The organism is Paenibacillus sp. FSL M7-0656, from assembly GCF_038003225.1.
Taxonomy (GTDB): Bacteria; Bacillota; Bacilli; order Paenibacillales; family Paenibacillaceae; genus Paenibacillus; species Paenibacillus amylolyticus.
The window spans coordinates 4,312,143-4,337,878 of record NZ_JBBOOT010000001.1; the positions used below are offsets into that span (position 1 = coordinate 4,312,143).

Here is a 25,736-nt window from a genome sequence, read left to right on the forward strand (position 1 = left end):
AAGATGCTCATTGTGCTTCATTTTGTGATGGGAGTTTTATTGATAATCTCCTTTGTTGGTTATATGCAGTTTGTTCGGAAGACATTTGCACTACGGTGGGAGTTTATCCCTGTATTTGTGTTTTCCTCGATTGCCTGCATCGTATATTTCGCTGGCTTGGCAGGTCAGCTCTTTATAGGAAGTATTATCGTGATGATACTCGGCTTGTTTCTTTTTAGAGATACGCTGGTTCGAGCTGTCCGACGAGGGACCAAGCCGAATGTATTGTTCTCGTTATTTCAGTTTTCTTTTCTGGGCGGAACGTTCATCTTTTTGCTGATTCTGTTCCAAAATCAATTGACACACTACGATAATTTCTCGCACTGGGCTATTGTATTGAAGCAGATGTTGAGTACAAATGCCTTTCCGACGCCAGACTCCAATCTGATTGATTTTAAAAACTATCCGCTCGGGACTTCGTCATTTATTTATTATGTCTGTCGCTTCATGGGGCATTCCCAGTCCGTGATGCTTTTGGCACAAGGTCTGCTTATCTTTTCCTGTTTTTATTCCATGTTTGGCATTATTTCGGAGAAGAAACGTTTTCTTCTGTACGCTTTTCTCGGACTCGGGTTATCGACGCTTTCTTTTTTCAATCTGACGATTCGGATCACCAATCTACTCGTGGATTTCTTGCTTCCGATCTACGCACTCGCGATCCTGGCGGTTATTTACCAATATCGGAATGAGATCATGAAGGCATGTATTGTTGTTCTTCCGCTTGCCGGATTGCTGACCATCATCAAAAGCACGGGTATTATTTTCGCCGCGATCGGTCTGATCTTCCTGGTGTATACATGGTTGAGAAATGGGCAACGCTCGAACTGGAAAGTCGGACTGGCTGTGCTTGGTACCATTGGTGGTTCACTACTTCCGTATTTCGGCTGGAGCTGGCGAATGGCGACGGTGTTCCAAGGCATTAATAACAAGTTCGAGGGAACAGCCTCGGTGATCAAAGCGGGCAAGACGGGAGAACAGAAATGGGAGATTCTGACGCTCTTCTTGAAATCAAGCATAGATATCACGTCCAGGCCTGTGCTCGGCATTGTACTTTTTCAACTTATCGCGATCGGAGCTTCGGTATTTGCTATCGTTGTGCTCAAGAAGAAGTGGAACTTATGGAAAGCATTAATTGCTTTGGATTTTGTACTGTTACTGTATTATGCAGGTATTCTGGCCCTGTATCTCTTCTCCATGCCATTGGATGAAGCCATTGTCCTGGCTGGATTTGAGCGTTATGCGTCCAGTATCGTGGTGCTGTTCGCCGGTGGGCTAGTGTTGTGTGCTGCGATCGACCTGGAGCGATCATTTCACTATCGGATTGGTGAAGTGCCTGATTATCAATCCTTTAAGACGGTTGAGACAAAAGGTCATTATCAAAAAGGCATTATCGGCTGTATGGCGGTTGCGGCGACCATCCTTTTATCGGAATACAACGGGATCGTCTCGATTGCCAAAACCTACGATACAACGCTCCCTTACAAGATTCATGCGGTTACCGGTGATCGGTGGTACCCAGGTGGGCAGGTGGATAATAATAGATATCTCTTCTACGCCTCAGACAGGGACCAGCAGGTCACGAATTATTACATGCAATATGTAGGAAAGTATTTCTTGTATGCTCCACATGTGGACGGGATCGTGTTGTTCTATGAGGATAATATGGATAACCTTCTGAGCGGCTACGATTATCTGGTGGTCGTCGAGACGGATCTCAACGCCAAGTGGTTGCTGAAAAAGCATTATGGCATCGACATGCAAGAGGGGATTTATAAAATTACCCGTTCGGGGGATCAAATCGTTCTTACGTTGACTTGAAATCATAGATGTTGAGATCCTGTTCCGGACATCCGGTCAGGTAAGATGGAATACATGATTGTATATGGAGTCTCCTTAAATATAGCCCGCTATAGCTAATACCTATAGCGGGCTATAACTCTTTCGTAGAACAGCTATTCCGATCGGATATGTTATATTTAATTCTATAATGATAAACGGGGAGATTAAACTATGAGCCTACAAACAGAACCTAAACAACGAACAGTCACTCCATTTCGATATGATATTGTTGGCAGTTTCCTGCGGCCGAGTACGTTGAAGGATGCCCGATTAAAATACCAGAACGGCGAAATTACCACGGAACAGTTGAAGGAAGTGGAGAATGCCGAGATTGTGAAACTTGTACAGAAGCAAAAAGAGGTTGGCCTTCAGGCTGTAACGGACGGCGAATTCCGCCGCTCTTGGTGGCATCTGGACTTTTTCTGGGGACTGGATGGTGTAGAGCGGACGATCATTGAGGAAGGCTACCGATTCAACGGTGCGACCTCCAGACCGGAAACAGCTCGTCTGAGCGACAAAATCAGCTATAGCAGTCATCCATTTGTAGCGCATTATGCCTTCTTGAAAGAAGCGGCTGGGGAGGACGTTGTTGCCCGTCAGTCCATTCCAGCAGCAGCCCAGTTCCTATTCGAATTGGACCGGGCAGATAATAAGGAAAGCACACAGGCCATCTATCCGAACCGCCAAGAGCTTCTCTCGGACATTGTCGGAGCGTACAAAGCATCCATCCTGGCTTTTTATGAAGCCGGCTGCCGTAGCATCCAAATTGATGATTGCACATGGGGTGCATTGTGTGACCAACAGTTCATCACAGTGATGGAGCAGATTGGTGTTAATGTGGAAGAGTACGCCAATGAACTCGCAAAACTGAACGAAGATGTGGTATCTGGCCTGCCGGAAGACCTCGTGGTAACCACTCATGTCTGCCGCGGTAATTATGTTTCGACATTTGCAGGAGTCGGTGGCGGTTATGAGCCGATTGCGCAGACACTTCTGAGCATCGATAACTACTCTGGATTCTATCTGGAGTTTGATACGGAACGGGCTGGAGACTTCAAGCCACTTCGATTCCTGAAGGACAATCAGCAGGTTGTACTTGGCCTCTTCTCTTCCAAATTCGGAGAGCTGGAGAACAAGGAAGATATCCTGAAACGGATTGAGGAAGCTACACAATATGTCGATCTGGATCGAATCTGTCTGAGCCCGCAATGCGGCTTCGCTTCTACGGAAGAAGGCAACCATCTGACCGAGGAACAGCAATGGCGCAAGCTTTCCTTCATTAAGGAAATTGCTGAAGAGCTTTGGAAGTAACATTTGCAGCGTCATTCATCATTTACGCATGTGTTTATGTATAAGAAAAAATCGCTAAAAAGCCGTACGGACCATCATCCGTATGGCTTTTTGGTGTAAATCCTCATTGTAGAGTGGATGTTTGATCAGAGTCCATAACAGCCAAGAGAGTGAAGCAATGGGTAGAGATGAGAATAACGGATTAGGCAAACGGCATGACTGAGGAAGAGGTGTGGTGGACGAAATAAAATAGCGACACTTAGGACAAAGGAATCTTTGTCGCGACTGCCGCTATTTGTCTATCTCGCATGATATCGCCCTTTAGGCACCACCATCGGTGATCCCGAAACGGGGTCTTCTATGACCGTACATTCCAATCCGAAAATGTCTTTAACCTGTGGGGCGGTTATTACCTCTGCGGGCTTACCCTCAGCCACAAGTTTTCCGGTATGAAGCACAGAGGGTTACATTCCTTGATGAAGTAGTCCATTATCCGTTCTTTTTATTAAATTAGGATGAAAATAATATCCATGTATTACATTCCAGATCATGGTATATTTGTATTATTAAATAATGTAAGGAGATTCTACATGCACAATCAAATCATCAAAAAGTTGATCGTACTTTGTTTGGTTTTTGTATTATTACCGGCAACGAGCGTTTTGGCTGCGTCGTCGCTTATTAAGGACCCGGTCTTGGCCAAAGTTATTCGAGCAGATCTGAAGATGTCGGCTAAGAAGGAAATAAAGGCTGCCGATTTGAAAAAATTAAAATCTCTATATGCTATGGAATTAAAAAGTAAGATTTCTAACCTGCAAGGTCTTGAACATGCCGTTAATATGACGGATTTATTCTTGCCTGGTCAAAATATAAAAAATATTAAGCCACTCAACAAGTTAAAGAAATTGACGTTCTTAGCTGTTGAAGGCAATCAGATTGCAGATATCTCACCGCTTTTAGGTCTGACTAATCTGCAAAATCTAGTTATGGACAATAACAAAATCAAAAGCCTGGCTCCATTAAAAAATATGCATAAGCTGACCAGTTTACTCGCCAGTGGGAATCAGGTGACCGATCTAAGTCCGCTTCAGAAATTAAAGTTGGAATGGGTCATTATGAATGATAATAAAATTCAAGATCTGACACCTTTCAAAAACCATCCAACCTTGGAGTATCTATATGTAGAAGATAACCTCATTGAGGATATTGCAGTGCTCGAAACCATCCCACATCTAACAGAGGTATATTTGGCTAACAATCCGTTGAATGATCGTGCAGAGCAGGTTGTGAAAAAGCTGGAGAAGAAAGGCGTCGTTGTAAGTCTGGTAAGCGATGAAGCGGATCAGGCGAAGTAGTTTCGATTAGAGAAAATGTATATGTATATGTAAGAAGAAGTTAATTCCTCATTATATTGAACAAAAACAAAGAAGGCCGCAGATATTCTGACGGCCTTCTTTAATTATGTTGGACAGAAACGCTCGGTAACAACTTAACGCCCGTCCCAAAACAATATTATTCCACTACGATCTCCTTCACCGTCTCCCCCTCAACCAGCACTGGCTGATAGTAGGTGTTTGTTGGCAGATCCTTTTTGCCTTGCAGCTTCTTGATCACCCAGTCGGCAGCATCACGGCCCATTTGCTCTTGAGGATGGGTTAGCGTTGTAAGCCTGATGTTGGCGTTCTTGGCGATGTACGAATTGTCCTGCCCAATGATGGATAACTCATCCGGGATCGAGATGCCGAGTTGCCTGCAGGCGTTCACGACCTCCAGTCCCACCTCATCGTTGTAACAGACAATCGCGGTGAGCGAATCCCTGTTTTCGTCCAGATACGTTGCTACATTAGAGGATAAACCCGGTTTCGATGCGGTATCAAAGGAAAGCACTTGCTCAGGATGGAACCGTAACTTCGCTTCACCCAGCGCCTTGATGTACCCCTTCATCCGGTACTTCCCCTGTAGATCATCCATTTTGGCAATGATGCCGATCTGGGTATGGCCTTTGGCGATCAATTCATGTGTGGCAAGATAACTGGATTGCACGTCATCCAGGCAGAAGAACGGAACCTCCAGCTCCTCATAAAATGCATTAATCATCGTAAACGGCACATCCTGCTCTTTGAACGATAGGTAGTATGCAATGTTGGGATTGTAGAGATTACTTTTGGTTGGTTCGACAATCAGGCCATCCACGCCGTAGGAGAGCATCATTTCGAGGGCTTTTTTCTCCTGCGCTACATCATTATTAGTACTGGCCAGCAGTAACGAGTAGTTGTCCTCATTCAGACGACTCTCAATACCGCGGATAATGGACGGAAAGATATAATCCGAGATGTATGTCGTGATCACACCAATCGTTTTCTTCGATGTGTTGCCGCCTGATCGAGAGCGATACTGATTGCTAACGTAGGTCCCTGAACCTTTTTCGCTTCGTAAAAATCCTTCGTTTGATAACTCCAAAATAGCCTTCCGCACGGTCTGGCGACTTACGGTGTAGCTTTCCTGTAATGCCAACTCGGTGGGGATCTGCTCGCCTATGCTATATGTCCCCGAAAGGATATGACTCTTTATATCATCAATGATGACCTGGTATTTTGGCTTCACGTAGTCCACTTCTTTCATCGTTACTCATCTATATCAACGTTGTTGTTCAAATAGTTGTACGTACATATTTTAGCATGATTCAGATAGGATGAAAATAAAACCGAACATTTTTCAAAATAAACCGTACATATCCAGCCTTTTTGGATGGAGGTGTACCTTACAGCATAGCCTTTTTATAGCCATATAAGACCTTTGAATGGTCAAAATGAGCACATTATGTGTCCTTTGTAAGTATAACTATTATATATTATTGACAAATGTACGTACAAAAAATATACTAAGGCTGTCAGAAAAGGAAAGCGCATTCTTTGAAAACACAGACTTTTTGAACCACCTCTTATACAAAATTCATTATTAGCTATTGTCATAAGTAGAAGCTTCACCTTATATATGCATCCTTTGGGATGTGAAATCGCGACCGGAGAGGGGATACACGTGATTATGAGTCAAATGGACTTGAAAGAAGCCATTACCAAGGGCGCTACTTCGCTCGGTATTGAATTTGGATCAACGCGGATTAAGGCGGTGTTGATTGACGAGCGTTTTGAGACCATCGCGTCAGGCAGTTATGAATGGGAGAACCTCCTGAAAGATGGATATTGGACGTACAACCAGGAGGATATCATCACAGGTCTGCAAACGGCTTATCGTGAGATGAAGCAAGATGTAGAACAGAAATACGGAATTACGCTGCGAACGGTCGGTTCTATCGGATTCTCGGCCATGATGCACGGATATATCGCTTTGGATAGCGCGGGTGAACTGTTGGTCCCTTTCCGCACGTGGCGTAACGCTACGACGGGAGCAGCCGCAAGAGAGCTAACGGAACTTCTGCAATTCAATATTCCGGAACGCTGGAGCATTGCCCACTTGTATCAAGCGATTTTGAACGAAGAGGTGCATGTGCCACAGATCGATCACCTGACAACTTTGGCTGGATACATCCACTGGTTGCTGACGGGTAATAAGGCGATTGGGATCGGCGATGCATCAGGCATTTTCCCAATTGACGAGTCTACACATAACTATCACCCATCCATGATCCAACAGTTCGACGAACAGATCGCAGGCAAAGGTTATCTGTGGAAAGTCGAGGACCTTCTGCCCAAGGTATATCTCGCTGGTGAGAATGCAGGTGTATTGACGGAAGCGGGAGCCAAGTTGCTCGACCCTTCGCAAGATCTGCAAGCAGGCATTCCGCTCTGCCCGCCAGAAGGCGATGCGGGAACGGGTATGGTGGCAACAAATAGCGTGAGAAAACGTACGGGCAACATCTCCGTTGGCACATCCGTATTTGCGATGATCGTACTGGAGAAGGAATTGTCCAAAGTGTATCCCGAGATTGATATGGTCACCACGCCGGATGGCAGTCCAGTAGGGATGGTGCATGCCAACAACTGTTCCAGTGATATCAACGCATGGGTTGGACTGTTCCGCGAATTCTCTCAAGCAATGGGATATGAAGTGGAAAACGCCAAGTTGTTTAGCGTGTTGTTTAACAAGGCTTTGGAGGCAGACCCTGATGGTGGTGGCTTGCTCAGCTACGGTTACTACTCAGGTGAGAACATTACGGGACTTGAGAAAGGCCGTCCATTGTTCGTCCGCTCCCCGGAAAGCAACTTCATTTTGGCAAACTTCATGCGGACCCATCTGTTCAGTGCCTTCGGTGCACTCAAGCTGGGTATGGACATTTTGACGGAGGAAGAGAATGTGGCGATTGACAGCATTTTGGCTCACGGTGGCCTGTTCAAAACGCCTGTCGTCGGGCAACGGATTGTAGCCGCTGCGATGAACGTGCCGGTGTCGGTAATGTCTACCGCTGGTGAAGGTGGCGCATGGGGCATGGCGCTTCTGGCTTCCTACATGATCAACAAGGATCAAGAGGAGAGTCTGGATGTGTTCCTAGAGCAGAAAGTCTTTAACGATGTGGAGGGTGTCGAAGTGGCGCCGGATGCATCCGATGTGAAAGGGTTTGAAGCATTTATCGAACGCTACCGGAGTGGACTTGCGATTGAGCAATCAGCCGTAGATCATCTGGTAGAGAACGGGAGGGAATAACATGTTAGAACAACTGAAAGAAGAGGTATTCCAGGCGAATCTGGAACTGCCAAAGCACGGACTTGTGAAATTCACATGGGGTAACGTCAGCGCAATCGATCGGGAAAGCGGTCTGTTCGTGATCAAACCAAGTGGCGTTAGCTACGATACGATGAAAGCAAGCGACATGGTTGTGGTTGATCTGGACGGTAACGTGGTGGAGGGTGAGATGAGACCTTCCTCGGATACCGCAACACATGCCGTACTATATAAGCATTACTCGGAGATTGGCGGCATCGTGCACACACACTCCACATGGGCGACCATCTGGGCGCAAGCCGGACTGGACGTACCTGTAATGGGCACCACGCATGCAGACACGTTCTACGGGGCGGTGCCTTGTGCACGTTTCCTGAATCAGGACGAGGTTGATCGCGGATACGAAGCGGAAACAGGACGCGTCATTATTGAAACGTTTGAACAGCGTGGCATTGATGTTATGGCTGTTCCAGCAGTATTGCTCCATGGTCATGCACCGTTTACGTGGGGGAAAGATGCCAAGTCTGCGGTGGTGAACAGCGTCGTGCTGGAGGAAGTGTGCAAAATGAACCTGTACGCGCGGCAGTTAAATAACTTCGCGAAAGAACTGCCACAAGGCATTTTGGATAAGCACTATCTGCGAAAACACGGAAAAGACGCGTATTACGGACAAAAGTAATTAGTTTGTGTATCGATCGGATGACACTAATCCAATCGAATAGATCTTGTGCTACTACTGCCAACGAAGTTGTATAAAACTTTTACACGATAACGGAGAAGACAGAAGAAAGCTGGAGAAGCGGAGCGTTCACCTTTATCCCCGGATTTTCCCTTTAGAAAAGGGAATCAAAAAAATCTGGGGATAACAGTGATCGGAAGATTATTCTGGCTGCGCAGTGGTCCAGTGTAACCCATTTATTCAACTATAAAATAATGAAATGAGGATGATTATATGTCAGCAGCAAAAGAATTCTGGTTTGTGGTCGGTTCACAGCACTTGTACGGAGAAGAAGCACTGGGCGAAGTAAAAGCCAACGCACAGAAAATCACGGATGCCCTTAATGCAAGTGGCGTACTGCCGTACCCGCTCGTATTGCAGGATCTGGCGGTAAGCGCAGATAAAATCACGAGCACGATGAAAGAAGTCAATTACCGTGACGAAGTAGCAGGTGTGATCACATGGATGCATACGTTTTCCCCAGCGAAAATGTGGATTCGTGGTACGAAATTGCTGCAAAAACCTTTGCTGCACTTGGCAACCCAATTCAACGAAAGCATTCCTTGGTCAACCATCGATATGGACTTCATGAACTTGAACCAAGCGGCACACGGTGACCGTGAATATGGCTTCATTAATGCCCGCCTGAGAAAACAAAATAAAATCGTTGTTGGCTACTGGGAGCGCCCAGAAGTGCAACAACAGGTTGCTGACTGGATGGACGTAGCGGTAGCTTATAATGAAAGCTTTAACATCAAAGTAGCGCGCTTCGGTGACAACATGCGCAACGTGGGCGTAACCGAAGGTGATAAAGTAGAAGCACAGATCCAATTCGGATGGACCGTTGATTACTTTGGTATTGGCGACCTCGTGCAATACGTGAACGCTGTGACAGAGCAGGAAATCGATGATTTGATCGCTCAGTATGGAGACCTCTACGAATTCGATTACGGCACGAACAGCAAGGAAGCTTGGGAAGCCAGTGTACGTGTGCAAGCGAGTTATGAAATTGCGATCAAACGTTTCCTGGACGAAGGTGGTTACAGTGCCTTCACTACGAACTTCGAAGATCTGCATGGCATGAAACAACTTCCGGGTCTGGCTGTACAACGCCTGATGGCTCAAGGGTACGGATTTGCCGGTGAGGGTGACTGGAAAACAGCTGCGCTGGATCGTTTGCTGAAAATCATGGCCCATAACGAGAACACAGGCTTCATGGAAGACTACACATACGAGATGGCCGCTGGACAGGAAGCTATCCTGCAATCTCACATGCTTGAAGTAGATCCGACACTTGCCAGCACCAAACCAAGAATCATCGTGTCCCCACTGGGTATTGGCGATCGTGAAGATCCGGCACGTCTCGTATTCGACGGCAAAGCAGGTGAAGGTGTTGTGGTATCCATGGCAGACTTCGGTACACATTACAAACTGCTGATCAATGAAGTATCTGCATTTGAGCCAACCGTTCCAGCACCTAACCTGCCGGTAGCACGTGTTCTGTGGAGCGTGAAGCCTAACTTCCAAGATGGAGTGAAAGCATGGATCGAAAATGGTGGTGGTCACCATACGGTTGTATCCTTGAACCTGACGACAGACCAGATCGTGACTTATGCGAAGCTAGTGAATCTGGAGTACGTTATTATTAAGTAAAAGTTGAGCGGTAGCTACTGCCTGAACTCAACCAATTTTTTTCTCTGTGGCCGGGGGTTAACCCTCGGCCCTTTGTTTGTTATGCTGAGAAGCATGATGTGAAGCTGAGCAAGGATTTGCTTTTTCATCGAAAAGGGATAAGAAATGAAGGAGGAAGGACATGTATACAAAAGAAAGCTTGATGCAGCAACTAGAACAGCTTGGTGTGGATAGGCAAGGCACGGTGCTCATTCACTCTTCAATGAAAAGTATAGGCGAGGTTGAAGGTGGAGCAGACACGGTGTTGTATGCCTTTAGTGACTATATGAAAGAGGGATTGTTGGTGCTTCCCACTCATACGTGGTCTACCATTAATGCGGATAACCCAGTGTTCCACGTGGAAAATTCTACCTGTTGTGTCGGTATTCTGCCTGAACTTTTTCGTAAACGTCCGGGCGTAGTTCGTTCGTGGCACCCGACGCACTCAGTAGCAGCACTGGGACGGGACGCAGAGGCATTTACGAAGGACGATCATCTATTCGATACACCGTGTGCGAGAGGTTCAGCATGGGGGAAACTGCTCGATCGGAAAGCAACGATCTTATTAGTAGGCGTTGATTTGAAGCGGAATACATTTATCCATGGGGTCGAAGAGTGGGTGGACATCCCAGGCAGAATGACGGACGAGCATGAAATGCTGTATACGGTTTTATCAGATGGAAGTCAGATTTCAGTACCATCCCGCAGACATTGTGGGTTGCCATGGTCGGAGCATTTCTGGAAAGTAGATGAGGTATTGGTTCGCGAAGGTGCGATGCGTAAAGGAATGCTCGGTGATGCGGTCGTAAGAGTGTGTGATGCGGCTAAGACAGCAGAGGTAATTACGGAGATGCTCAAGCATAACCCCGATCTATTCACGGACAATCTCCCTCTACATGCAGTAACCGAATGATACAAGGGCCGTCCGGTAGCCGGATGGCTCGATATCGACCACTTGATGATAGCTGAATAACTCCCGAGCAAATGATCTCCTCTCCTGTTTGTACTCTAAACCTTCAAAGGCATTCATAAATAATCAGAAATAGATCAGCATTTCGATCAGAGGTTGGTCGGACTTCCAGTGTATGGGCTACTCACCCTTATGGTGGTGTGATAAGATATGGTTAAATTAACCAATAAGGTTGGCGTAGCAGAATTGTATAGGTGTTTATTGAAGTTATATATAAGTATCACATAGAATCATGAACAACCACGTTGTCATTGTAGCATCTAAGAAGGAGAAGATTCGTGAACCCTTTAGTATGGTATGATCTCTTTTTATTTGTCCTATTGTTTGGTGTAGGTGTATATGTATTTGCTACGGTTAGAATTACGAACTTACATAAGGTGTACTTTTTATTTCACGGGTTGATGATGCTCTGGCCTTTCTGTCAATTTGCGAGTACGCTCACGGATGATTCCGGTCTGCAATTGTTCTACGTTACGTTATCTTTCGTTGCGGTCTCTCTGCTGGGGAGCGGGTGGCTTCTACTGACGATCTTTATTACCGGTTATTCAGAGCGTCTGAGTGCAAAAGGAACCTTTCTGCTATTTGTCCCTGCGGTGATCGGGGCTATAGGTGTGGTCGCTAATCCATGGAACGAATTCGTCATTCCACTGGAGGGCGGGTACATCGAGCGGGATTACGGCCTTTGGTTCTGGGTTGTGATGACTATTCTGGTGAGCTACTTCTTGACTTCTCTCGTGGTTCTATTCCGGGCGGTGTATTCTTCGCAGACGTCTGCCATGATCAAAAAACAGGTGAGAATCACCCTGTGGGGCATCTTGGTGTTGGCTGTTTTTGCAACGATTGATGCGATTCTGAATGTCGTTCTAGCCCGCTGGTTGCCGATCATTCCTGGCATGACTTCGCTGGGGATCTTTCTGTCGGACCTGTTCTTTGTTTATGTGATCAAAAGATACAATGTGTTCGATCTGGTCTCCATCGCGCATGAGGACGTGATCAATACCATTCCATATGGCATCCTGGTACTGGATGAGAATGAAGTCATTGTTGAAGCGAACAAAGCCTCTCGATCCTTTATGAATCTGCATGTGGGGGATTCTTTTGATATGGAGGTATTTCTGGAGTCTGTTCAAGTTGTGGGTAGCTATCGGGCGTTCGTGAATCATTATAAGAAAAAGGAAAATACCCTCTCTCACATTGAAGTGATCGTGGAGCGGGACAACAATATCCGGCACTATATCCTGCAATCGTCTCCGATTGTGGATTCGGCTCTTGTGCCGATCGGTCATATTCTCACGTTCCAGGATGTCTCGCAGGAGCGTTTCTACGTGAAAGAGATGAATCGCCAGAACGTAACGCTTCAGGAGCGCAATCAGGCGCTAGACCTGATACGTCAGGAGTTATCCGAGGCCAATCGCAAACTGGAGGAACTCGCCCTGACGGACAGTTTAACCAACTGTTACAACCGTCGTTATCTGACCCAACATCTGAATCACGAGGTCATTACCAATATTCAATACAAAACACCATTCTCACTCCTGCTACTCGATATCGACTACTTCAAAGCGATCAATGATCGCTATGGACATGTCATCGGGGATGAAGTGCTCGTCCGCACGGCGGAGGCGGTCAAACAATCCATTCGCAGTACCGATATTCTGACGCGTTATGGCGGGGAAGAGTTCATGATCTATCTTCCGCACACGGAGCATGATCTGGCGAACCAAATCGCGGAGCGCGTGAGAACAGCTGTGGAGTCTAACAACATTATGGTGGATCACGAGATTATGCAGGTGTCGATTACGATTAGTATTGGGATTCTTTCCTTTGAGGATTTTGAAGTTGTGCATGTGCCGGACAATCCGGAGGGGTATTTGACGCAACTGTTTGCAGCGGTGGATAAGGCATTGTATCAGGCGAAGCAGAATGGGCGTAATCGGATTGAGTTTGCGGCGTTTGAGCGGGGAGTTGTTTGAAAAGGGAAATAAAAAATTAGCGAGAATAAGACAAGTTATTATATTTAAATTCATTTTTCTGAAAATTTATCTGGTGCAATAACACTAGGTATATTTTCTTTATGGTCATTTATAATACTAGAAGGGCAAGTGGGGAGCTACTTCCCTTTTTTTATTACGGAAATTAAAAAAATTGGTGAAAAATCGATAGTTACCAAATGTGGATAGATAGTAACTTGGTATAATTATAAATATGAGAATGAGTACTAAATTTTGTTTCTGTCTTTTATAGCATCTACTTTTTGTATCAATCTGCAACTGATAATTCCATAGTTAAGGTAGATTTACATCACTAAATTGTTGCTTATTGTATGTTGACTTATTGTCTGAGAATAGTATAGTTTGAAAATGGGTGAATTATTATGAGACTACTAAATATCTTTGCAGATAATCTTAAAAGATATAGAAATAAGCTTGGACTATCACAGGAAGATTTTGCACATCGTGCGGGCCTTCATAGAACATATATAAGTGCATTAGAAAGAGGAAAGCGCAGTATTGCGCTTGATAATATTGAAAAAATTTCCTCGGCATTAGGTGTAGAAGCATACGTGATGTTTATTGATCAGACATGTAGAGAAGAGGAGTTTTCTGGAGGGGGATACAAGATGCCGATTGTAGCAGTTGATTTATTTTGTGGGATAGGCGGATTAGCACATGGGCTTATACAGTCGGGTATACGTGTGGCTGCAGGTTTTGATATTGATGGTACCTGTAAATATACTTATGAGACAAATAATAATGCAGTTTTTATTGAGGCAGATATTTCTCAATTATCATCAGTAGAGATATCAAATTTATATCCAGATCAAGCAATTCGTGCACTTGTGGGTTGTGCTCCTTGCCAACCATTTTCAAGATATACGCAACGTTATCGAAAAGAAGGGCATCAAGGAGATAAGTGGAGACTGCTTTACGCATTTTCAGATAAGGTTAGGGACATTCTACCCGAAATAGTATCTATGGAGAATGTACCAGAGCTAGCCACTGAATCAGTATTTAATGATTTTAGGATGTCTCTTATTGAAATGGGTTATCATGTTTGGTGGGATGTGGTTTTTTGTCCAGAATATGGGGTTCCTCAGAGGAGAAAACGGTTGGTATTACTTGCATCACGGCTCGGGGATATTTCTCTTATAGGCCCACAATATACTCCGGGGAATTATTTGACAGTTAGAGATTGTATAGGAGAATTACCTTCAATTAATGCAGGACAAGCCTCAGAAGAAGATCCTTTACATTCTTCGTCCAGTCTTTCGGAAGAAAATATTGCCCGTATTAAACAATCCGTACCAGGCGGAACATGGAGAGACTGGGATGAGTCACTACAATTAAATTGTCACAAAAAAGTTACAGGAAGCACTTATTCTTCCGTGTATGGCCGGATGTCATGGGACGAGCCTGCTCCAACAATTACTACTCAGTTTTATGGCTATGGTAATGGTAGGTTTGGGCATCCTGAGCAAAATAGGGCTTTGTCCATTCGAGAGGGTGCAATGCTGCAGTCTTTTCCAAGAGATTATGCTTTTCTGCCTCCAAATGGGAGAGTGAGCAAAAAGGAATTAGGGATACATATAGGTAACGCTGTACCCGTAAATCTTGGACGCGCAATTGGTGAAAGCATTCAATCTCATGTTGAGGGGATTAGACAAAATGGCTAAAAAAGGATTGAAAGGTATATCTATTGAGCAAAAGGAAAAAGCAGAGATTCAATTAAAGGCCTTACAGAAACAAATTGATTATGATACAAAAGACTATCCTGTTGAGTTAATAGTCTCAAAATTCGGAAAAAAAGAGTTCTTTGTTCCAACTTATCAAAGAGATTTTGTATGGAAAGATAAAAATAAGACTTCGTTCATTGAATCTGTTTTGTTAGGATTGCCAATTCCATTTATGTTTTTTGGTGACAGGGAAAATGGTAGTATGGAAATAATAGATGGCGCTCAGCGTGTTCAAACTCTAGCTGCATTCACAAATAATCAATTAGTGTTGTCTCAACTCCCAAAATTAACATGCCTTAAGGATTTTAAGTTTTCAGACCTTTCTGACTCGCAGCAGAGACGTTTTCTAAATAAGACTATGCGAGTTATTGTGTTGGATGAGTCCACTCCTAATGATATTAGACAAGATATATTTAATCGTATCAATACATCTGGAATTAAAGCTAATGAGTCTGAGGTCCGCCGAGGTTCATTCCCAGGTAGGTTAACTGAATTTATAGATAGTTATGCGAAAGATCCCCTATTTGTTAAACTATGTCCGGTTACACCTAGCCAGAATGATAGACATGAGCGGTTTGAACTTTTGCTAAGGTTTTTCGCGTATGTAAATAGTTACAAATCATTTGACCATAGAGTAGGTGATTTCTTGGATGATTTTTTAATTACTCATCAAAACAGTTTTGATGAAAAGGCTTATCTCGAAGAATTTAATAGTACTCTAAATTTTATTGAAATAAATTTCCCGTGTGGGTTTGCAAAAACAAAGACTGCAAAGACAACACCAAGGGTTCGTTTCGAAGCTATTTCTGTAGGTACCGCTTTAGCTCTAAGGGATAATCCTGAGTTAGAAGTGAAATCTATTGATTGGATAGATTCTGCGCGTTTTAAGGAACTTACAACATCGGATGCAAGTAATAATCAAGGGAAATTAAAAGAGCGTGTTGAGTTTGTTAGAAACCAACTGCTGAGGGACGCTAAAAATGATTAATACTTTTATTCTTTTCGAGGATCGTACAAAAGAGATAGAGTTTTATTACTCCATAATGTCCGAAATTGATAGTGAAAGTGATAATATACGTACAATAGATAATAAGAGACTTTTAAGAATTTTGAAATCAAATTTTTTACTTATGGTTTACAATTTGGTTGAGGCATGTGTAGTTAGTGGTATGTTAGAGATTTATGAGAAGCTAAAGAACAGTGGAAGTACTTATGGTGATCTTATAAGCGAAATTCAATCCATATGGTCCAACTATGAAATTGGAAAAGTCTACTCCAATATTGCGGGTAGAGCAGTTTATGAAGATCGTGTTCAATCTATAATAACCCAGGTCATTACAAGTCAGCCCCTAGCTTTAAATAAAGATTCATTAGGGATAAGTGGTAATCTTGATGCTCGAGCCATAAAAAAACTATGTGATAAGCATCGAATAAGATATGTCGCCGCTGATAATGATGGTTGCTTGAGGGTTGTGAAAGAAAAACGTAATAACCTTGCTCATGGAGATGAATCATTTGGTGACTGTGCTAGAGACATGTCCTTAAGTGATCTTGAACATATTAAAGATGAAGTTATCAGCTTTATTAGCGGAATTTTGGATGGTATGAAAGACTATAGTGATAACACACGTTATTTGAGTATATAAAATGGAGAATATAATTAGTATTTTTAATACTCTGTTTGGGAGATTTATTAATTATTTTTTCGGACAACTAGCTAACAGTCTAGAGAAAAAAGTCTGTCAAAAATAAAGAATATTGCTACATATAAATTACAGCTTTTTTTCAGTTTAATATCAATTTAACTTGTATATTCACTCTCTATCTCTCATGATCTTATTAAGTCAAATCTGAAAAAATATAAGTTATACTTCTGGAATGAAAAGTGGAGATACTAGAAGGGTACTTAGTTGTTGTTTTCTAGTTTCACCTACACTCTTGTATATCCTCATCTTTTTCTTAACAAATTAATAATCCGGCCTGTTCAGAAATGAATAAAAAAACTGCATCGTAGCAATTTTATAACGTTTTTATGGTTATAATTAGAAACTTTAAAATATTCCAAATAATTCATGATTAATTCTTTGAATTATTTGAATCTGTTCTTTAGTCAAATTACTTGTAGCAGCAATAAATTCATCAATCGCTTTCTGCCGATCATTTGTAGTTTCTTCACTGTCTCTAAGATCTTCTAAATACATCAATTCACTAATAGAAACATTCAAGGCGATAAGGACTTTCTCCAAAGTATCAATGGAAAAGTTTCTTTCGCCTCTTTCTAATGCTCCAATATATCTATAATCTAACCCAGCTATATCAGCCAGCTTTTGTTGAGTAAGTCCTTTGGCATTTCGCATTGCTCTAATTCGTGTGCCTATTAATTGGCGTAACTCTGACATTTAAATCACCTCATACATAAGCTTAGATAAGATGTGTCATAAAAGTCAGGTTAAAATATATAGCAATAATGGTGTTATTTACGCATTCTAAGTAGTATAATGAATGAATATCATTACTTCACAGGAGTAATTAGAAATTCTGTTCGCCTATACTATCAAAGGAGGATCTCCTTTTGCGAAAATCTATCCTAAAATCACTCAAACCGGACATCATTGTTGAAATGTTGGACATGGCTGTGGCTTTTGAAAATTGGAACAAGGTGATGGAGAGGGCGGACATGTTATATCAATGTGTTCAGTCGATCCATGAAGAGCGGCAGGAGTACCAGTCAAAGGGAGTGCCTGCACCACATATACACATCGAGAAGCCCTTGGTCTACTATTATGGGTTTAGTCACCTAATGCGGGGTATGGCTCACCAGAAGATGGGACAGGTAGATCAGGCGCGAGCTTGTATCGCTCAATATGGAGATCTGGGATGGATGGAGGATCTGGATGAGGTAGGTATGCTAGTGGTGCAGGAGTTCAAGCATAAGGCACAGATGAATCGGTATGCTCTTGAGATTGAAGCCGGGCAAGTGCAGCTACTGGAGGAGTTTGTGAACTTTTTGCTGGAGCATCCGGAGGAATGGTTGTTGGGTCTGAAAGTGATTACGGAGGCAGCAGTGCGGCATAGGTGGCAGATTGATCGAGTTTTACATATGAGTGAGGATCAGATGCTGGGCGGTGGCACAGAAATTAATTCTTCAAACAACGATGATATGTATCATTACTGTTATCAGCGGGCTTTGTATGAACGGTGGATGGGAAGAGCGCAGGAGGCCGTGGAGTTCATTTTGCAGGCTATTCGGTTAGCGGATAAGCTTGGGATGGATCGGTATTTTATAAGGTGCACGGCATTGTTGGAATCATTGCGGGAAGAGGCGACAGAGGAGCAGATTGGGCGGTATAAGGTGATGTTGGAGGGGATGAAGTAGGAAAGGTATTTACTGAAACTGGTAGGATATGCCTTGAAGTGGGTATATGCATATAGGACCATAGCACCGATGAGGAGCACAGCTTGTGTTTTTACCATGGTGAAATCAGGATGTTAGCCGGATAGTTTACATATTACACTTCTGCTAACATAGGATAATCCTATTTCGAATGAGCGGAGAAACGTATGAGTACAATCAAAGTTACCCCTGAACAACTACATCATGTATCGAATCAGGTGGATCAAGCCAGACAACAGTTGGAGAGTATACGAAGTGATCTGACGAGACAGATCATGTTCGTTCAGATGATGTGGATGGGTGCGACGCAGGAGCGATTTTACTATGAGTTCGAGCAGTCACGACCTATACTGGATAAAGCGCTGGAAGGTATGGTGAACACATCCAAAGAATTGAAGGATATCGCCACGCGTTTCCAAGATGCAGATGCTCAGAAGGGGAGTCTGGGTGGTGCAATTGGAGCTGTCGGTGCCGCAGCTATGATGACCAAATCAACAGGTGATTCAAGTTCGGGTGATAAGGGCTATAGGATGGCGCAAGTCAATATGTTTGGTAAGTGGGTATGGATGCCTGTCAACGAGAATGGTGTTGCGGATCAGGCTGCTCTTCAGGCTTATCAGAGGGATCAGGGAAATCTAGACTTTAATCGCATGCAAGCTGTGAACGTTGAACCGCCTGGGGAAGATATTTTTGCGTTACAGATCAAGGCTTTTGAGATGGGGATTCATCCTACGACGGGAGAGCCTGTATCCGATAAGTATGCTCAGATGATGGTGACCTCTCTGAAGTTTAGCCAGGTTTTCATGGCGCTCCAGATGGTTCGTGGGAGCATGCCGGGTAGTAAAGGGCCTTATCGATTGCCTGCTTCTAATCCTGCTGTGGCGAAGATTAAACAGCATATTGAGGCTGCTAAGGCGAAGAATGGTAAGACAGAGGGTAAAGCTACAGAGGCTTTAAGAAAACCTAACATTGAAACTGAAAATGCGATAAGAAAAATAGTCTCTGGAGATAATGTACAGGATATTCGTAAACATGCTAAAAAGGTGACTGTATATGATAATTATTCTGAAATTGTTACACATGATAATAAAGTAGTAAGAATCAATAAAGATGACATGCCGAATTCTTCGTTTAACAAGTTGGATGAACTTATCCTCTTTGAAGATAGCATTTCAGATTACGGTATGAAATCATATGATAAAATCAGGAACATGCAATTAGAGGATGTTCCCGATGTTGCTAAGAATACTGGCTTAAATATTTCAGACATTACAAATTTAAAGAAACATTTATTTTTAGAGAAACATGAAATTCCGAAAGCAGGGGGCATTCTGATCAAAAAAGAACATTTCTCACCTGACGATGAAATAGCATATGCATGGCAATTAGCTCAGAAAAAAGAACTCAATCAAGCCCAGAAGGATTGGTTTAAACAATTAGCCGATCATGAACTTACTGAAGCAAAATTAATGAGAGAGGGAATTCCGTACAGACGTATAGAGTCATGGTCAGATGATAAGAGAACGTATACTGATCAACCTCCGAATGATGGCGCACATAGAAAGGCACCTGAGCAACCGGAGTATGGTACATTTGAAGGTTTTGATCCATTTAAATAATCGCAAAATACTAAACAAAAACTCGGAACAGTGGAGGCAATGATGAGCTATTTTTCCAAAGGAATAGAAAGAATAAATAATATAGATTGGAATCTATCCGGTACTGTAGACGAGCCTTCACATATGGCACTAATACAAGAATATATAAGACGAGCAGCGGTACTAATTACATTATATGATCTAGAAACACCGTATCCTTTCTTTAAAGCTTCTCATGCAATTGGATTTGATAGTGATTTGGGTATATCAGAAAAGTGTCCTGAGTTGGCAGAATTAAAAAATACGTTTATGAAAGGAACGTGTGAAGCCTATCTAGAGTGGTTAAACTTGCAGGACACTGAGAATGAGATTGCATTGAAATTCCATGATTTGTACGAACCTCTAATTCTTCTGATTGAAAGAGGAGGAACCCTTAGAAGACGGCATGGTGATATTATTGCTGGGGGTTATGCATTCCCTCTGGCAAACGCTGATTACATGTCAAAACAGGCACCTATTGATATTAGTGATGAGGGCTTGAAAGCTTGGGTGAACCAATAACTTTCTCGCCATTCAAGGCAATTTTTTAATCACTAGCTTATTAAGTAGCATTTGTCATAATAATACGAAGCGACCTGCCTGCATCCTATAAGATCGCAGACAGGCCTTTGTTTTAATCCGGATGTATACTTAGTCAAGATCAGGAAGAATAGGCTTTTTATTTACTAAATTAAACCAATCTTCAATGTGATCACTTAAAGATGGAATGTCGTTGATCCCTTTTTCGCATATTTCGTTATACTTATCGCCTAAAATTCCTTTTAGATTATAATTTTTCTTATATTCGTCTGTTAATCTTGCCTGATACACTTCATGTGGTTCCAAGCTGTAGTTTTGGTTGCGAGTCTCAAGACCGAGATACAACTTCCATTGTAACTTGCCCTGGAAAGCATCTATACATATAGCTAATTCGTTGTACACATTCCCTGCATTGCGAAATCTGAAATAAAATCCAGGGGTGTGATGGTAAATGTCCTCTCTTGCAAACATATTATATCTGACCCATTCATAGGTACGAAGCTTAGATAATGTATAGCCTATAAGGTGCGGCAGTTCCAGAATTTTGTTCGCCATATTTGTACATGACTCTAAACTCTCAGTGAATATATCGCTCCCAAATTTTCTCCTGAACATCGTGTAGATTTCTTTAGCTAAGTTATGTTTATCCATGCTGACGTTACGAATATAATATTCAATTTGTGTTACCTCTTCCTCATATTCACCCTCAGGAGCGTAGGGGAATAGATTAATGGGGTCCCAATCGTCTATTATTTTTTTAACTAACATATGTAACACCTCTTCTAAAGTCCTTTATTGATTCTTCGGGTCTGGTCGTCACATAAACATCTTCCCATATCAGAAGCTTGATGAGAGCATCCTTTGAAGAATTCAATATAGACTCCATCCTTACTGGATGAAGCCAGATTCTTTAATTAAATTGTTGAATAAACGCTGTAAAGTCTGTGGCGGCCACATGACCACCCAAGGGGTTGTAAGAATTTATCGTTTCAATATAGATAATACTAGGCTGAGAATTGTGGCTGTAATTAAAACAAAATAGGTTACCCTCTTCATCTATAGCAAAAGGAAAATGATTAGGAGGAAGGTTATTCTTTTGCTCATTATATACATCCAATATATCAAGCTCATCAAATGCGATGAAGGTTAAGAAGGAAGAAAACATCACTTTTTTCCCACTGATGCTCAACGTCCGTTGGGCAGGTTCTGCACCGTGATATTTTTCTATGAAATGAATGTACTCAGAGGGGAATTGTATACCCCAAGTCTTTTCCACTTTCTTTACGGTATGAATATCAACAGGAGAATACTCTGTGCTCCATGCATTATTATTATCGACCATCTGATCTACTCCCTAGAGATAATCATTTTGGCTACTTCAGTTTTTGATCTACTAATTTCAAGGAATATAGTAATAACGGCCCTCTTAGTACGAATCATTCATCTTCGGGGAAAATTGGCATTTTATTCTCTGAATTAAACCAATCCTCAATTTAATTGTTCAAGGCCTGTATATCCTCAATACCCAACTCACAAATTTCATTATATCTTTCTTCCAAAATCTGATTCTTCTAATTGTTCAACAGATAGTTGTATTTTACCGTTATTTTGTTCTTGTATCGCTTTTAGATAACTATCGTATCTTTGTCATCGTCTCAATCCTCAGTTCTTGATCTATACTACATTTTAATCCATGTTAGATGCTGTTTGTGAGGACCTTGCCAAGAAGACATTTAATGTAGATACTACGAAAAATGCACATGATAAAGCAGATGTAACGGATCCTAATCCTCCCCCATTCCCAGGATACAATCCTGTAGGTGATGTCAGAAAATACGTTTTTGACGATCCAGATAAATATTGAAATTGAGGTGGCTATAGTGAATTTGCAAGCAGCAGTAGGAAGAATTAACAAGATAAATTGGGAACAAGTAGGAAGCCGATCTTCAGAAGTAGAAGCAGATTTGGCACGTGAGTACTTAAGAAGATTAGCTTATTTTTTTAAAGAGAGTTCTATACGACCGCTACCTCCTTTTATTGCTAACATTGCAACTGTATTGGGAGATAATGAAGAAGTAGAAATTTCTGATTATTGTAATATAACTGCAATGAGCGAATGTGGTACTAATGTGTATGTGTATAAAGTATTCGAATATTATTTACAATTAGCAAAGCTTGCTGATAAGAATCAATCATATGTAGAATATCTAAGCGTGTATGAACCATTTATAAAAATCTTTGAACGACAGGGATTAGTTGTACTTAAACCAAGAGAGCTGAATGTAGTAGGGTGTGCACATATTCCACTAAATAGTTGGTACGATAAATTTCTTGAGATGAAACCGTTAGATATGAATAGTTTGGAATAATAGGTCTGGGGCTGATTGAAGTATGGATTTAGCATTGTACCTATTCTATAAGAAAGATACTCAACATTTAGCGGAACTATTGTTGAGTTCACTACAAGATTTTTCTCAGGAGACTCACATGAAATCGAGGGATGGTTATTACACAATTACCAATCCTAACTTCTCACTTATCGTACAAGACGATGATGAGTTAGTGAGTTTTACGAGAGAAGAGTTAAATTTAAATATCAATTACTGTATCAATATTTCCGTTTTTTCACGTTCACCCAAAGAGGGATTACAAGTTATATTCCAAGCGATTAATACTCTAACGGACAGATTAGAAGAGGATATTGCATTGACAGATAATGAATCTGGCGTGATCTTTCTGCGGTCTGATGGTCAGCTTGTCATTAACTCGCATTGCAGAGAGAACCCTGATATCTATGATTGGCCTTATGATTTACTTGATGGGAGCTTTATTGAGAAGGATATGGCAGGATTGATTTAAGAAGCTGTGGGGTTACATTACCCAAATCTCTGAAATTGTAGATGGGATAAAGAGGGATTCCCTAGTTTCACTCTGATAGTACAATGATACGGAGATCTTAAGAGCGCTGCGTGGTGGGCAGAATATTCTAAAAATGGAGGTCTCTCTAAATGATCGAAGAGTCTAGAGAAGTAATACGAAAAAGAGCGGCTCTTCATATGAACGATCCTGCAATCGAGCAATACAGAGATGAACTAATTAATATACTAAGCCAGAATGAAGATGAGACGATTCAATTCCTCAAGAACTGTAGTAAGTACGAACTTATCTGGGTTAGTGAGGTGTTTGAAGAAATAGCTTATAATCTCCAAAGTACAGAATATATCAACACCCTCAAGGAATGTGATAAAAAATATCCTGAATTAAAATTAACGAATATTATCAAGACGGTCATTTCTTACATGGATTAATCTTACCGGTATCCAGAAAGTAGGATCAAACTGGGAGATGACTAGATAGAGGTTAATGTTTAATATGTACAAACTATTAGATAATCTTTTATCAGCTGTGACGACAGTTGATTCCTGGTATGATGACGGTTGTATTATAGCAGCAGAATTATTGGAGAATTTCGGACAAAGTGATCGGGATCAGTTAACCATTGAGGTGTTGAATAAGCCACTGTACTGGAAGAAAAAACTGGCTTACTGTCTAGATAGTACACAGCACACACAAGAATTTGAAATCCTACTTTCGCTACTTTCTGTTGAAGACAGCGAGTTATTTGAAATATGTATAGATACATTAAGAAGTTACACATCTACTGAACATAAGCAACGAATTATAAATCATCCTATAATATTAGATCGTGTGCATAATGCAATTTCAGGAGCAGGAACTGCTAGCCGAAAAATATTAGAGGAATTTCTTAAGGGGTTAAAATAGGTGAAATGAGTATAATAAGCGAGTACCTAAGTTCATTAGAGCGAGGGTAATGCTCTTTATGAACGTTGGAGAGTTGATGAACTATGAAAGAAGATAAAGTTAATGACGTTTATTATGTTGGTTACGAGGGGCAACCGGAAATATTAATTGTATTTGGAGACAGTATTGGATCTTATGTGCCAGTATGAGTCTACTGACAATGGTATTCTACAAGAATACTATGCCCATGAAGGTTGGTATGAGGAAAGTCCATGGGAAGTACAGGACCTTGATTCAGCTATTCATTTATTTAAGTCCTTCAATGTGAGTAAAGTAACTGGTGGGCAAAGAGAGAATGTTAAGAACATTGTCCCTACTCTCCCAGAAGTAGCACATCAGATATCAACATTTTTAGAATTAGCCAAAACGAACGGTTGTAGCGTGTATATTGAATTCGACTGATTGCGATCAAGGAACATAATTTCAAACGATAACGCAGTTGCCAGGGCTGCGTTATTTAGTCGTTACCTTGTACGTAACGCTAAATAGGTTTAATAGTTAATCGAGAGGAGAGCAACACATGGGGCAGCTACTAACCAAAGCTATTGAACGTTTATCGTTTATTTCATTTGAGGATACCGAAAATAGTTCACTAGAATCTTCTCATATTCTGATTAAAGAATATCTTAGACGCGTTAATCAATTATTAAACGAGATTGATGCTTCAATAGATCAATATCCCCTATTTAGTTTTGCTAAAATTCTTGGAAAAGCTATAGATGAAAAAGTATATCGAGCTTGTTCAAAACTGGACACGCTAGGAAATCCTTATGTGAAGGTAATTTGCCAAGGTTATTTAGAAGTCTCCGAATTAGCAGATCAAGGAGTGGATGAAGCAATTGAATACATCGACCTCTACGAACCGATGATAAAACTCTTCGAACTAGGTGGGAGTTTCAACATAAGACAAGGCGAAATGGTTGTAGGTGGTTCAGCTTATCCTCTTAAGTATTGGAGACATTTAAATATTTCAGTACAAGATATTAGCGACATCGAATAGGATCATGTTGATCAAACTGGGGGGATACTAATGTCCGTAGGTCTATACAGATATAACGGGGATATAGAAGACCGGAATTGTGAGCTTACACTCAGTGAGAATATTGCTACTCAGGAATTTTATGATGAATACTGGGAGGCAGCAATACATGAATTAGGAATAGCCCTGATTCGGGATGGATCTAAAATATATTCTCACCAATTAGAAGCTGCTGTAGTTGAGTTAAAACGATTAAGGGAGTGGGCAAAGGAACATTTAAACGGGAGTGAGTTAGATTATATGACGGGTAGAATTGAAAATTTACAAGATATTTTACCTAGCGCATTTATTAGTGAAAGTACAATTCTGTATATATTCTGAGGTTGGTGGCTTTATATGGGAAGATATTAGAATTGAATAGTTG

General features: G+C 41.8%; 24 protein-coding genes. 20 read left to right on the plus strand and 4 right to left on the minus strand.

The window, feature by feature from the left end:
- Nucleotides 1-3 precede the first annotated feature (3 nt).
- The 3 genes from MHI01_RS19120 (at nt 4) to MHI01_RS19135 (ending at nt 4,523) form a co-directional block, all read left to right on the plus strand.
- Nucleotides 4-1,857 (plus strand): hypothetical protein, encoded by a 1,854-nt coding sequence (locus MHI01_RS19120; RefSeq protein ID WP_340983835.1) that lies wholly within the window; start codon nt 4-6, stop codon nt 1,855-1,857.
- Nucleotides 1,858-2,049: 192 nt separating this feature from the next.
- Nucleotides 2,050-3,189, plus strand: coding sequence for a 5-methyltetrahydropteroyltriglutamate--homocysteine S-methyltransferase (locus tag MHI01_RS19125; RefSeq protein WP_340983837.1), 1,140 nt, complete (start codon nt 2,050-2,052; stop codon nt 3,187-3,189).
- Between the two features lie 569 nt (nt 3,190-3,758).
- The gene (locus MHI01_RS19135; protein ID WP_340983838.1) at nt 3,759-4,523 is read left to right on the plus strand and encodes a leucine-rich repeat domain-containing protein; all 765 of its coding nucleotides are present in this window, start codon (nt 3,759-3,761) and stop codon (nt 4,521-4,523) included.
- Between the two features lie 157 nt (nt 4,524-4,680).
- On the opposite strand, the gene MHI01_RS19140 is transcribed toward MHI01_RS19135, so the two are convergent.
- Nucleotides 4,681-5,772, minus strand: a complete 1,092-nt coding sequence (locus MHI01_RS19140) for a GntR family transcriptional regulator (protein WP_340984879.1) — start codon at nt 5,770-5,772, stop codon at nt 4,681-4,683.
- A gap of 441 nt (nt 5,773-6,213) precedes the next feature.
- On the opposite strand from MHI01_RS19140, the gene MHI01_RS19145 reads away from it, so the two are divergent.
- The 8 genes from MHI01_RS19145 (at nt 6,214) to MHI01_RS19180 (ending at nt 16,586) form a co-directional block, all read left to right on the plus strand.
- Nucleotides 6,214-7,830 carry a xylulokinase gene (locus tag MHI01_RS19145; RefSeq protein WP_340984880.1) on the plus strand — a complete coding sequence of 539 codons (1,617 nt, stop codon included), beginning with the start codon at nt 6,214-6,216 and terminating at the stop codon, nt 7,828-7,830.
- A 1-nt stretch (nt 7,831) separates the two neighbouring features.
- The gene (locus MHI01_RS19150) at nt 7,832-8,527 is read left to right on the plus strand and encodes an L-ribulose-5-phosphate 4-epimerase (protein WP_036611813.1); all 696 of its coding nucleotides are present in this window, start codon (nt 7,832-7,834) and stop codon (nt 8,525-8,527) included.
- Nucleotides 8,528-8,800: 273 nt separating this feature from the next.
- Entirely contained in the window at nt 8,801-10,219 is a 1,419-nt protein-coding gene (araA, locus tag MHI01_RS19155) for an L-arabinose isomerase (RefSeq protein ID WP_282319800.1), read from the plus strand.
- A gap of 160 nt (nt 10,220-10,379) precedes the next feature.
- Nucleotides 10,380-11,150 carry an AAC(3) family N-acetyltransferase gene (locus tag MHI01_RS19160; protein ID WP_340983839.1) on the plus strand — a complete coding sequence of 257 codons (771 nt, stop codon included), beginning with the start codon at nt 10,380-10,382 and terminating at the stop codon, nt 11,148-11,150.
- A 335-nt stretch (nt 11,151-11,485) separates the two neighbouring features.
- Nucleotides 11,486-13,180, plus strand: a complete 1,695-nt coding sequence (locus MHI01_RS19165) for a histidine kinase N-terminal 7TM domain-containing diguanylate cyclase (RefSeq protein ID WP_340983840.1) — start codon at nt 11,486-11,488, stop codon at nt 13,178-13,180.
- Between the two features lie 401 nt (nt 13,181-13,581).
- The gene (gene dcm, locus MHI01_RS19170) at nt 13,582-14,880 is read left to right on the plus strand and encodes a DNA (cytosine-5-)-methyltransferase (RefSeq protein WP_340983841.1); all 1,299 of its coding nucleotides are present in this window, start codon (nt 13,582-13,584) and stop codon (nt 14,878-14,880) included.
- Complete coding sequence (locus MHI01_RS19175) at nt 14,873-15,928, plus strand: DUF262 domain-containing protein (protein ID WP_340983842.1); 1,056 nt, start codon at nt 14,873-14,875, stop codon at nt 15,926-15,928. Before dcm ends, MHI01_RS19175 begins: the two co-directional genes overlap by 8 nt.
- Nucleotides 15,921-16,586, plus strand: coding sequence for an MAE_28990/MAE_18760 family HEPN-like nuclease (locus MHI01_RS19180; RefSeq protein ID WP_340983844.1), 666 nt, complete (start codon nt 15,921-15,923; stop codon nt 16,584-16,586). Before MHI01_RS19175 ends, MHI01_RS19180 begins: the two co-directional genes overlap by 8 nt.
- A 405-nt stretch (nt 16,587-16,991) precedes the next feature.
- Here the strand turns inward: MHI01_RS19180 and MHI01_RS19185 are convergent, their stop codons facing one another.
- Nucleotides 16,992-17,339: a helix-turn-helix domain-containing protein gene (locus tag MHI01_RS19185; RefSeq protein ID WP_340983845.1), complete on the minus strand. Its 348-nt coding sequence runs from the start codon at nt 17,337-17,339 to the stop codon at nt 16,992-16,994.
- A 173-nt stretch (nt 17,340-17,512) separates the two neighbouring features.
- Between MHI01_RS19185 and MHI01_RS19190 the strand changes: the two genes are divergently transcribed.
- The 3 genes from MHI01_RS19190 (at nt 17,513) to MHI01_RS19200 (ending at nt 20,493) form a co-directional block, all read left to right on the plus strand.
- The gene (locus MHI01_RS19190) at nt 17,513-18,316 is read left to right on the plus strand and encodes a DNA-binding protein (RefSeq protein ID WP_340983846.1); all 804 of its coding nucleotides are present in this window, start codon (nt 17,513-17,515) and stop codon (nt 18,314-18,316) included.
- Between the two features lie 185 nt (nt 18,317-18,501).
- The gene (locus MHI01_RS19195; protein WP_340983847.1) at nt 18,502-19,953 is read left to right on the plus strand and encodes a WXG100 family type VII secretion target; all 1,452 of its coding nucleotides are present in this window, start codon (nt 18,502-18,504) and stop codon (nt 19,951-19,953) included.
- 42 nt (nt 19,954-19,995) lie between these two features.
- Nucleotides 19,996-20,493, plus strand: coding sequence for a hypothetical protein (locus MHI01_RS19200; protein WP_340983848.1), 498 nt, complete (start codon nt 19,996-19,998; stop codon nt 20,491-20,493).
- A gap of 129 nt (nt 20,494-20,622) precedes the next feature.
- Here MHI01_RS19200 and MHI01_RS19205 read toward each other — a convergent pair whose 3' ends face one another.
- Both MHI01_RS19205 and MHI01_RS19210 read right to left on the minus strand, forming a co-directional pair.
- Entirely contained in the window at nt 20,623-21,279 is a 657-nt protein-coding gene (locus MHI01_RS19205) for a DUF1871 family protein (protein ID WP_340983849.1), read from the minus strand.
- Nucleotides 21,280-21,421: 142 nt separating this feature from the next.
- Nucleotides 21,422-21,853 carry an SMI1/KNR4 family protein gene (locus tag MHI01_RS19210; RefSeq protein WP_340983850.1) on the minus strand — a complete coding sequence of 144 codons (432 nt, stop codon included), beginning with the start codon at nt 21,851-21,853 and terminating at the stop codon, nt 21,422-21,424.
- A gap of 538 nt (nt 21,854-22,391) precedes the next feature.
- Between MHI01_RS19210 and MHI01_RS19215 the strand changes: the two genes are divergently transcribed.
- From MHI01_RS19215 to MHI01_RS19240, 6 genes are all read left to right on the plus strand, one after another.
- Nucleotides 22,392-22,880: a hypothetical protein gene (locus tag MHI01_RS19215; protein ID WP_282319810.1), complete on the plus strand. Its 489-nt coding sequence runs from the start codon at nt 22,392-22,394 to the stop codon at nt 22,878-22,880.
- A gap of 22 nt (nt 22,881-22,902) precedes the next feature.
- Nucleotides 22,903-23,370: a hypothetical protein gene (locus MHI01_RS19220; protein ID WP_340983852.1), complete on the plus strand. Its 468-nt coding sequence runs from the start codon at nt 22,903-22,905 to the stop codon at nt 23,368-23,370.
- Nucleotides 23,371-23,519: 149 nt separating this feature from the next.
- Nucleotides 23,520-23,819 (plus strand): hypothetical protein, encoded by a 300-nt coding sequence (locus tag MHI01_RS19225; RefSeq protein ID WP_340983853.1) that lies wholly within the window; start codon nt 23,520-23,522, stop codon nt 23,817-23,819.
- Between the two features lie 55 nt (nt 23,820-23,874).
- The gene (locus MHI01_RS19230) at nt 23,875-24,294 is read left to right on the plus strand and encodes a hypothetical protein (RefSeq protein ID WP_340983854.1); all 420 of its coding nucleotides are present in this window, start codon (nt 23,875-23,877) and stop codon (nt 24,292-24,294) included.
- A gap of 559 nt (nt 24,295-24,853) precedes the next feature.
- Nucleotides 24,854-25,333, plus strand: coding sequence for a hypothetical protein (locus MHI01_RS19235; protein ID WP_340983855.1), 480 nt, complete (start codon nt 24,854-24,856; stop codon nt 25,331-25,333).
- Between the two features lie 30 nt (nt 25,334-25,363).
- A complete protein-coding gene (locus MHI01_RS19240; protein ID WP_340983856.1) occupies nt 25,364-25,693 on the plus strand; it encodes a hypothetical protein in 330 nt (109 codons plus the stop codon).
- The last annotated feature ends 43 nt before the right edge of the window (nt 25,694-25,736 follow it).

Coding starts and splice junctions, on each gene's coding strand:
- MHI01_RS19230 (WP_340983854.1), top strand. CDS start 23,875: ATGTTTAATATGTACAAACTATTAGATAATCTTTTATCAGCTGTGACG.
- MHI01_RS19175 (WP_340983842.1), top strand. CDS start 14,873: ATGGCTAAAAAAGGATTGAAAGGTATATCTATTGAGCAAAAGGAAAAA.
- MHI01_RS19120 (WP_340983835.1), top strand. CDS start 4: ATGCTCATTGTGCTTCATTTTGTGATGGGAGTTTTATTGATAATCTCC.
- MHI01_RS19180 (WP_340983844.1), top strand. CDS start 15,921: ATGATTAATACTTTTATTCTTTTCGAGGATCGTACAAAAGAGATAGAG.
- MHI01_RS19200 (WP_340983848.1), top strand. CDS start 19,996: ATGAGCTATTTTTCCAAAGGAATAGAAAGAATAAATAATATAGATTGG.
- MHI01_RS19185 (WP_340983845.1), bottom strand. CDS start 17,339: ATGTCAGAGTTACGCCAATTAATAGGCACACGAATTAGAGCAATGCGA.
- MHI01_RS19150 (WP_036611813.1), top strand. CDS start 7,832: ATGTTAGAACAACTGAAAGAAGAGGTATTCCAGGCGAATCTGGAACTG.
- dcm (WP_340983841.1), top strand. CDS start 13,582: ATGAGACTACTAAATATCTTTGCAGATAATCTTAAAAGATATAGAAAT.
- MHI01_RS19195 (WP_340983847.1), top strand. CDS start 18,502: ATGAGTACAATCAAAGTTACCCCTGAACAACTACATCATGTATCGAAT.
- MHI01_RS19160 (WP_340983839.1), top strand. CDS start 10,380: ATGTATACAAAAGAAAGCTTGATGCAGCAACTAGAACAGCTTGGTGTG.
- araA (WP_282319800.1), top strand. CDS start 8,801: ATGTCAGCAGCAAAAGAATTCTGGTTTGTGGTCGGTTCACAGCACTTG.
- MHI01_RS19205 (WP_340983849.1), bottom strand. CDS start 21,279: ATGTTAGTTAAAAAAATAATAGACGATTGGGACCCCATTAATCTATTC.
- MHI01_RS19135 (WP_340983838.1), top strand. CDS start 3,759: ATGCACAATCAAATCATCAAAAAGTTGATCGTACTTTGTTTGGTTTTT.
- MHI01_RS19225 (WP_340983853.1), top strand. CDS start 23,520: ATGATCGAAGAGTCTAGAGAAGTAATACGAAAAAGAGCGGCTCTTCAT.
- MHI01_RS19125 (WP_340983837.1), top strand. CDS start 2,050: ATGAGCCTACAAACAGAACCTAAACAACGAACAGTCACTCCATTTCGA.
- MHI01_RS19220 (WP_340983852.1), top strand. CDS start 22,903: ATGGATTTAGCATTGTACCTATTCTATAAGAAAGATACTCAACATTTA.
- MHI01_RS19145 (WP_340984880.1), top strand. CDS start 6,214: ATGAGTCAAATGGACTTGAAAGAAGCCATTACCAAGGGCGCTACTTCG.
- MHI01_RS19235 (WP_340983855.1), top strand. CDS start 24,854: ATGGGGCAGCTACTAACCAAAGCTATTGAACGTTTATCGTTTATTTCA.
- MHI01_RS19240 (WP_340983856.1), top strand. CDS start 25,364: ATGTCCGTAGGTCTATACAGATATAACGGGGATATAGAAGACCGGAAT.
- MHI01_RS19210 (WP_340983850.1), bottom strand. CDS start 21,853: ATGGTCGATAATAATAATGCATGGAGCACAGAGTATTCTCCTGTTGAT.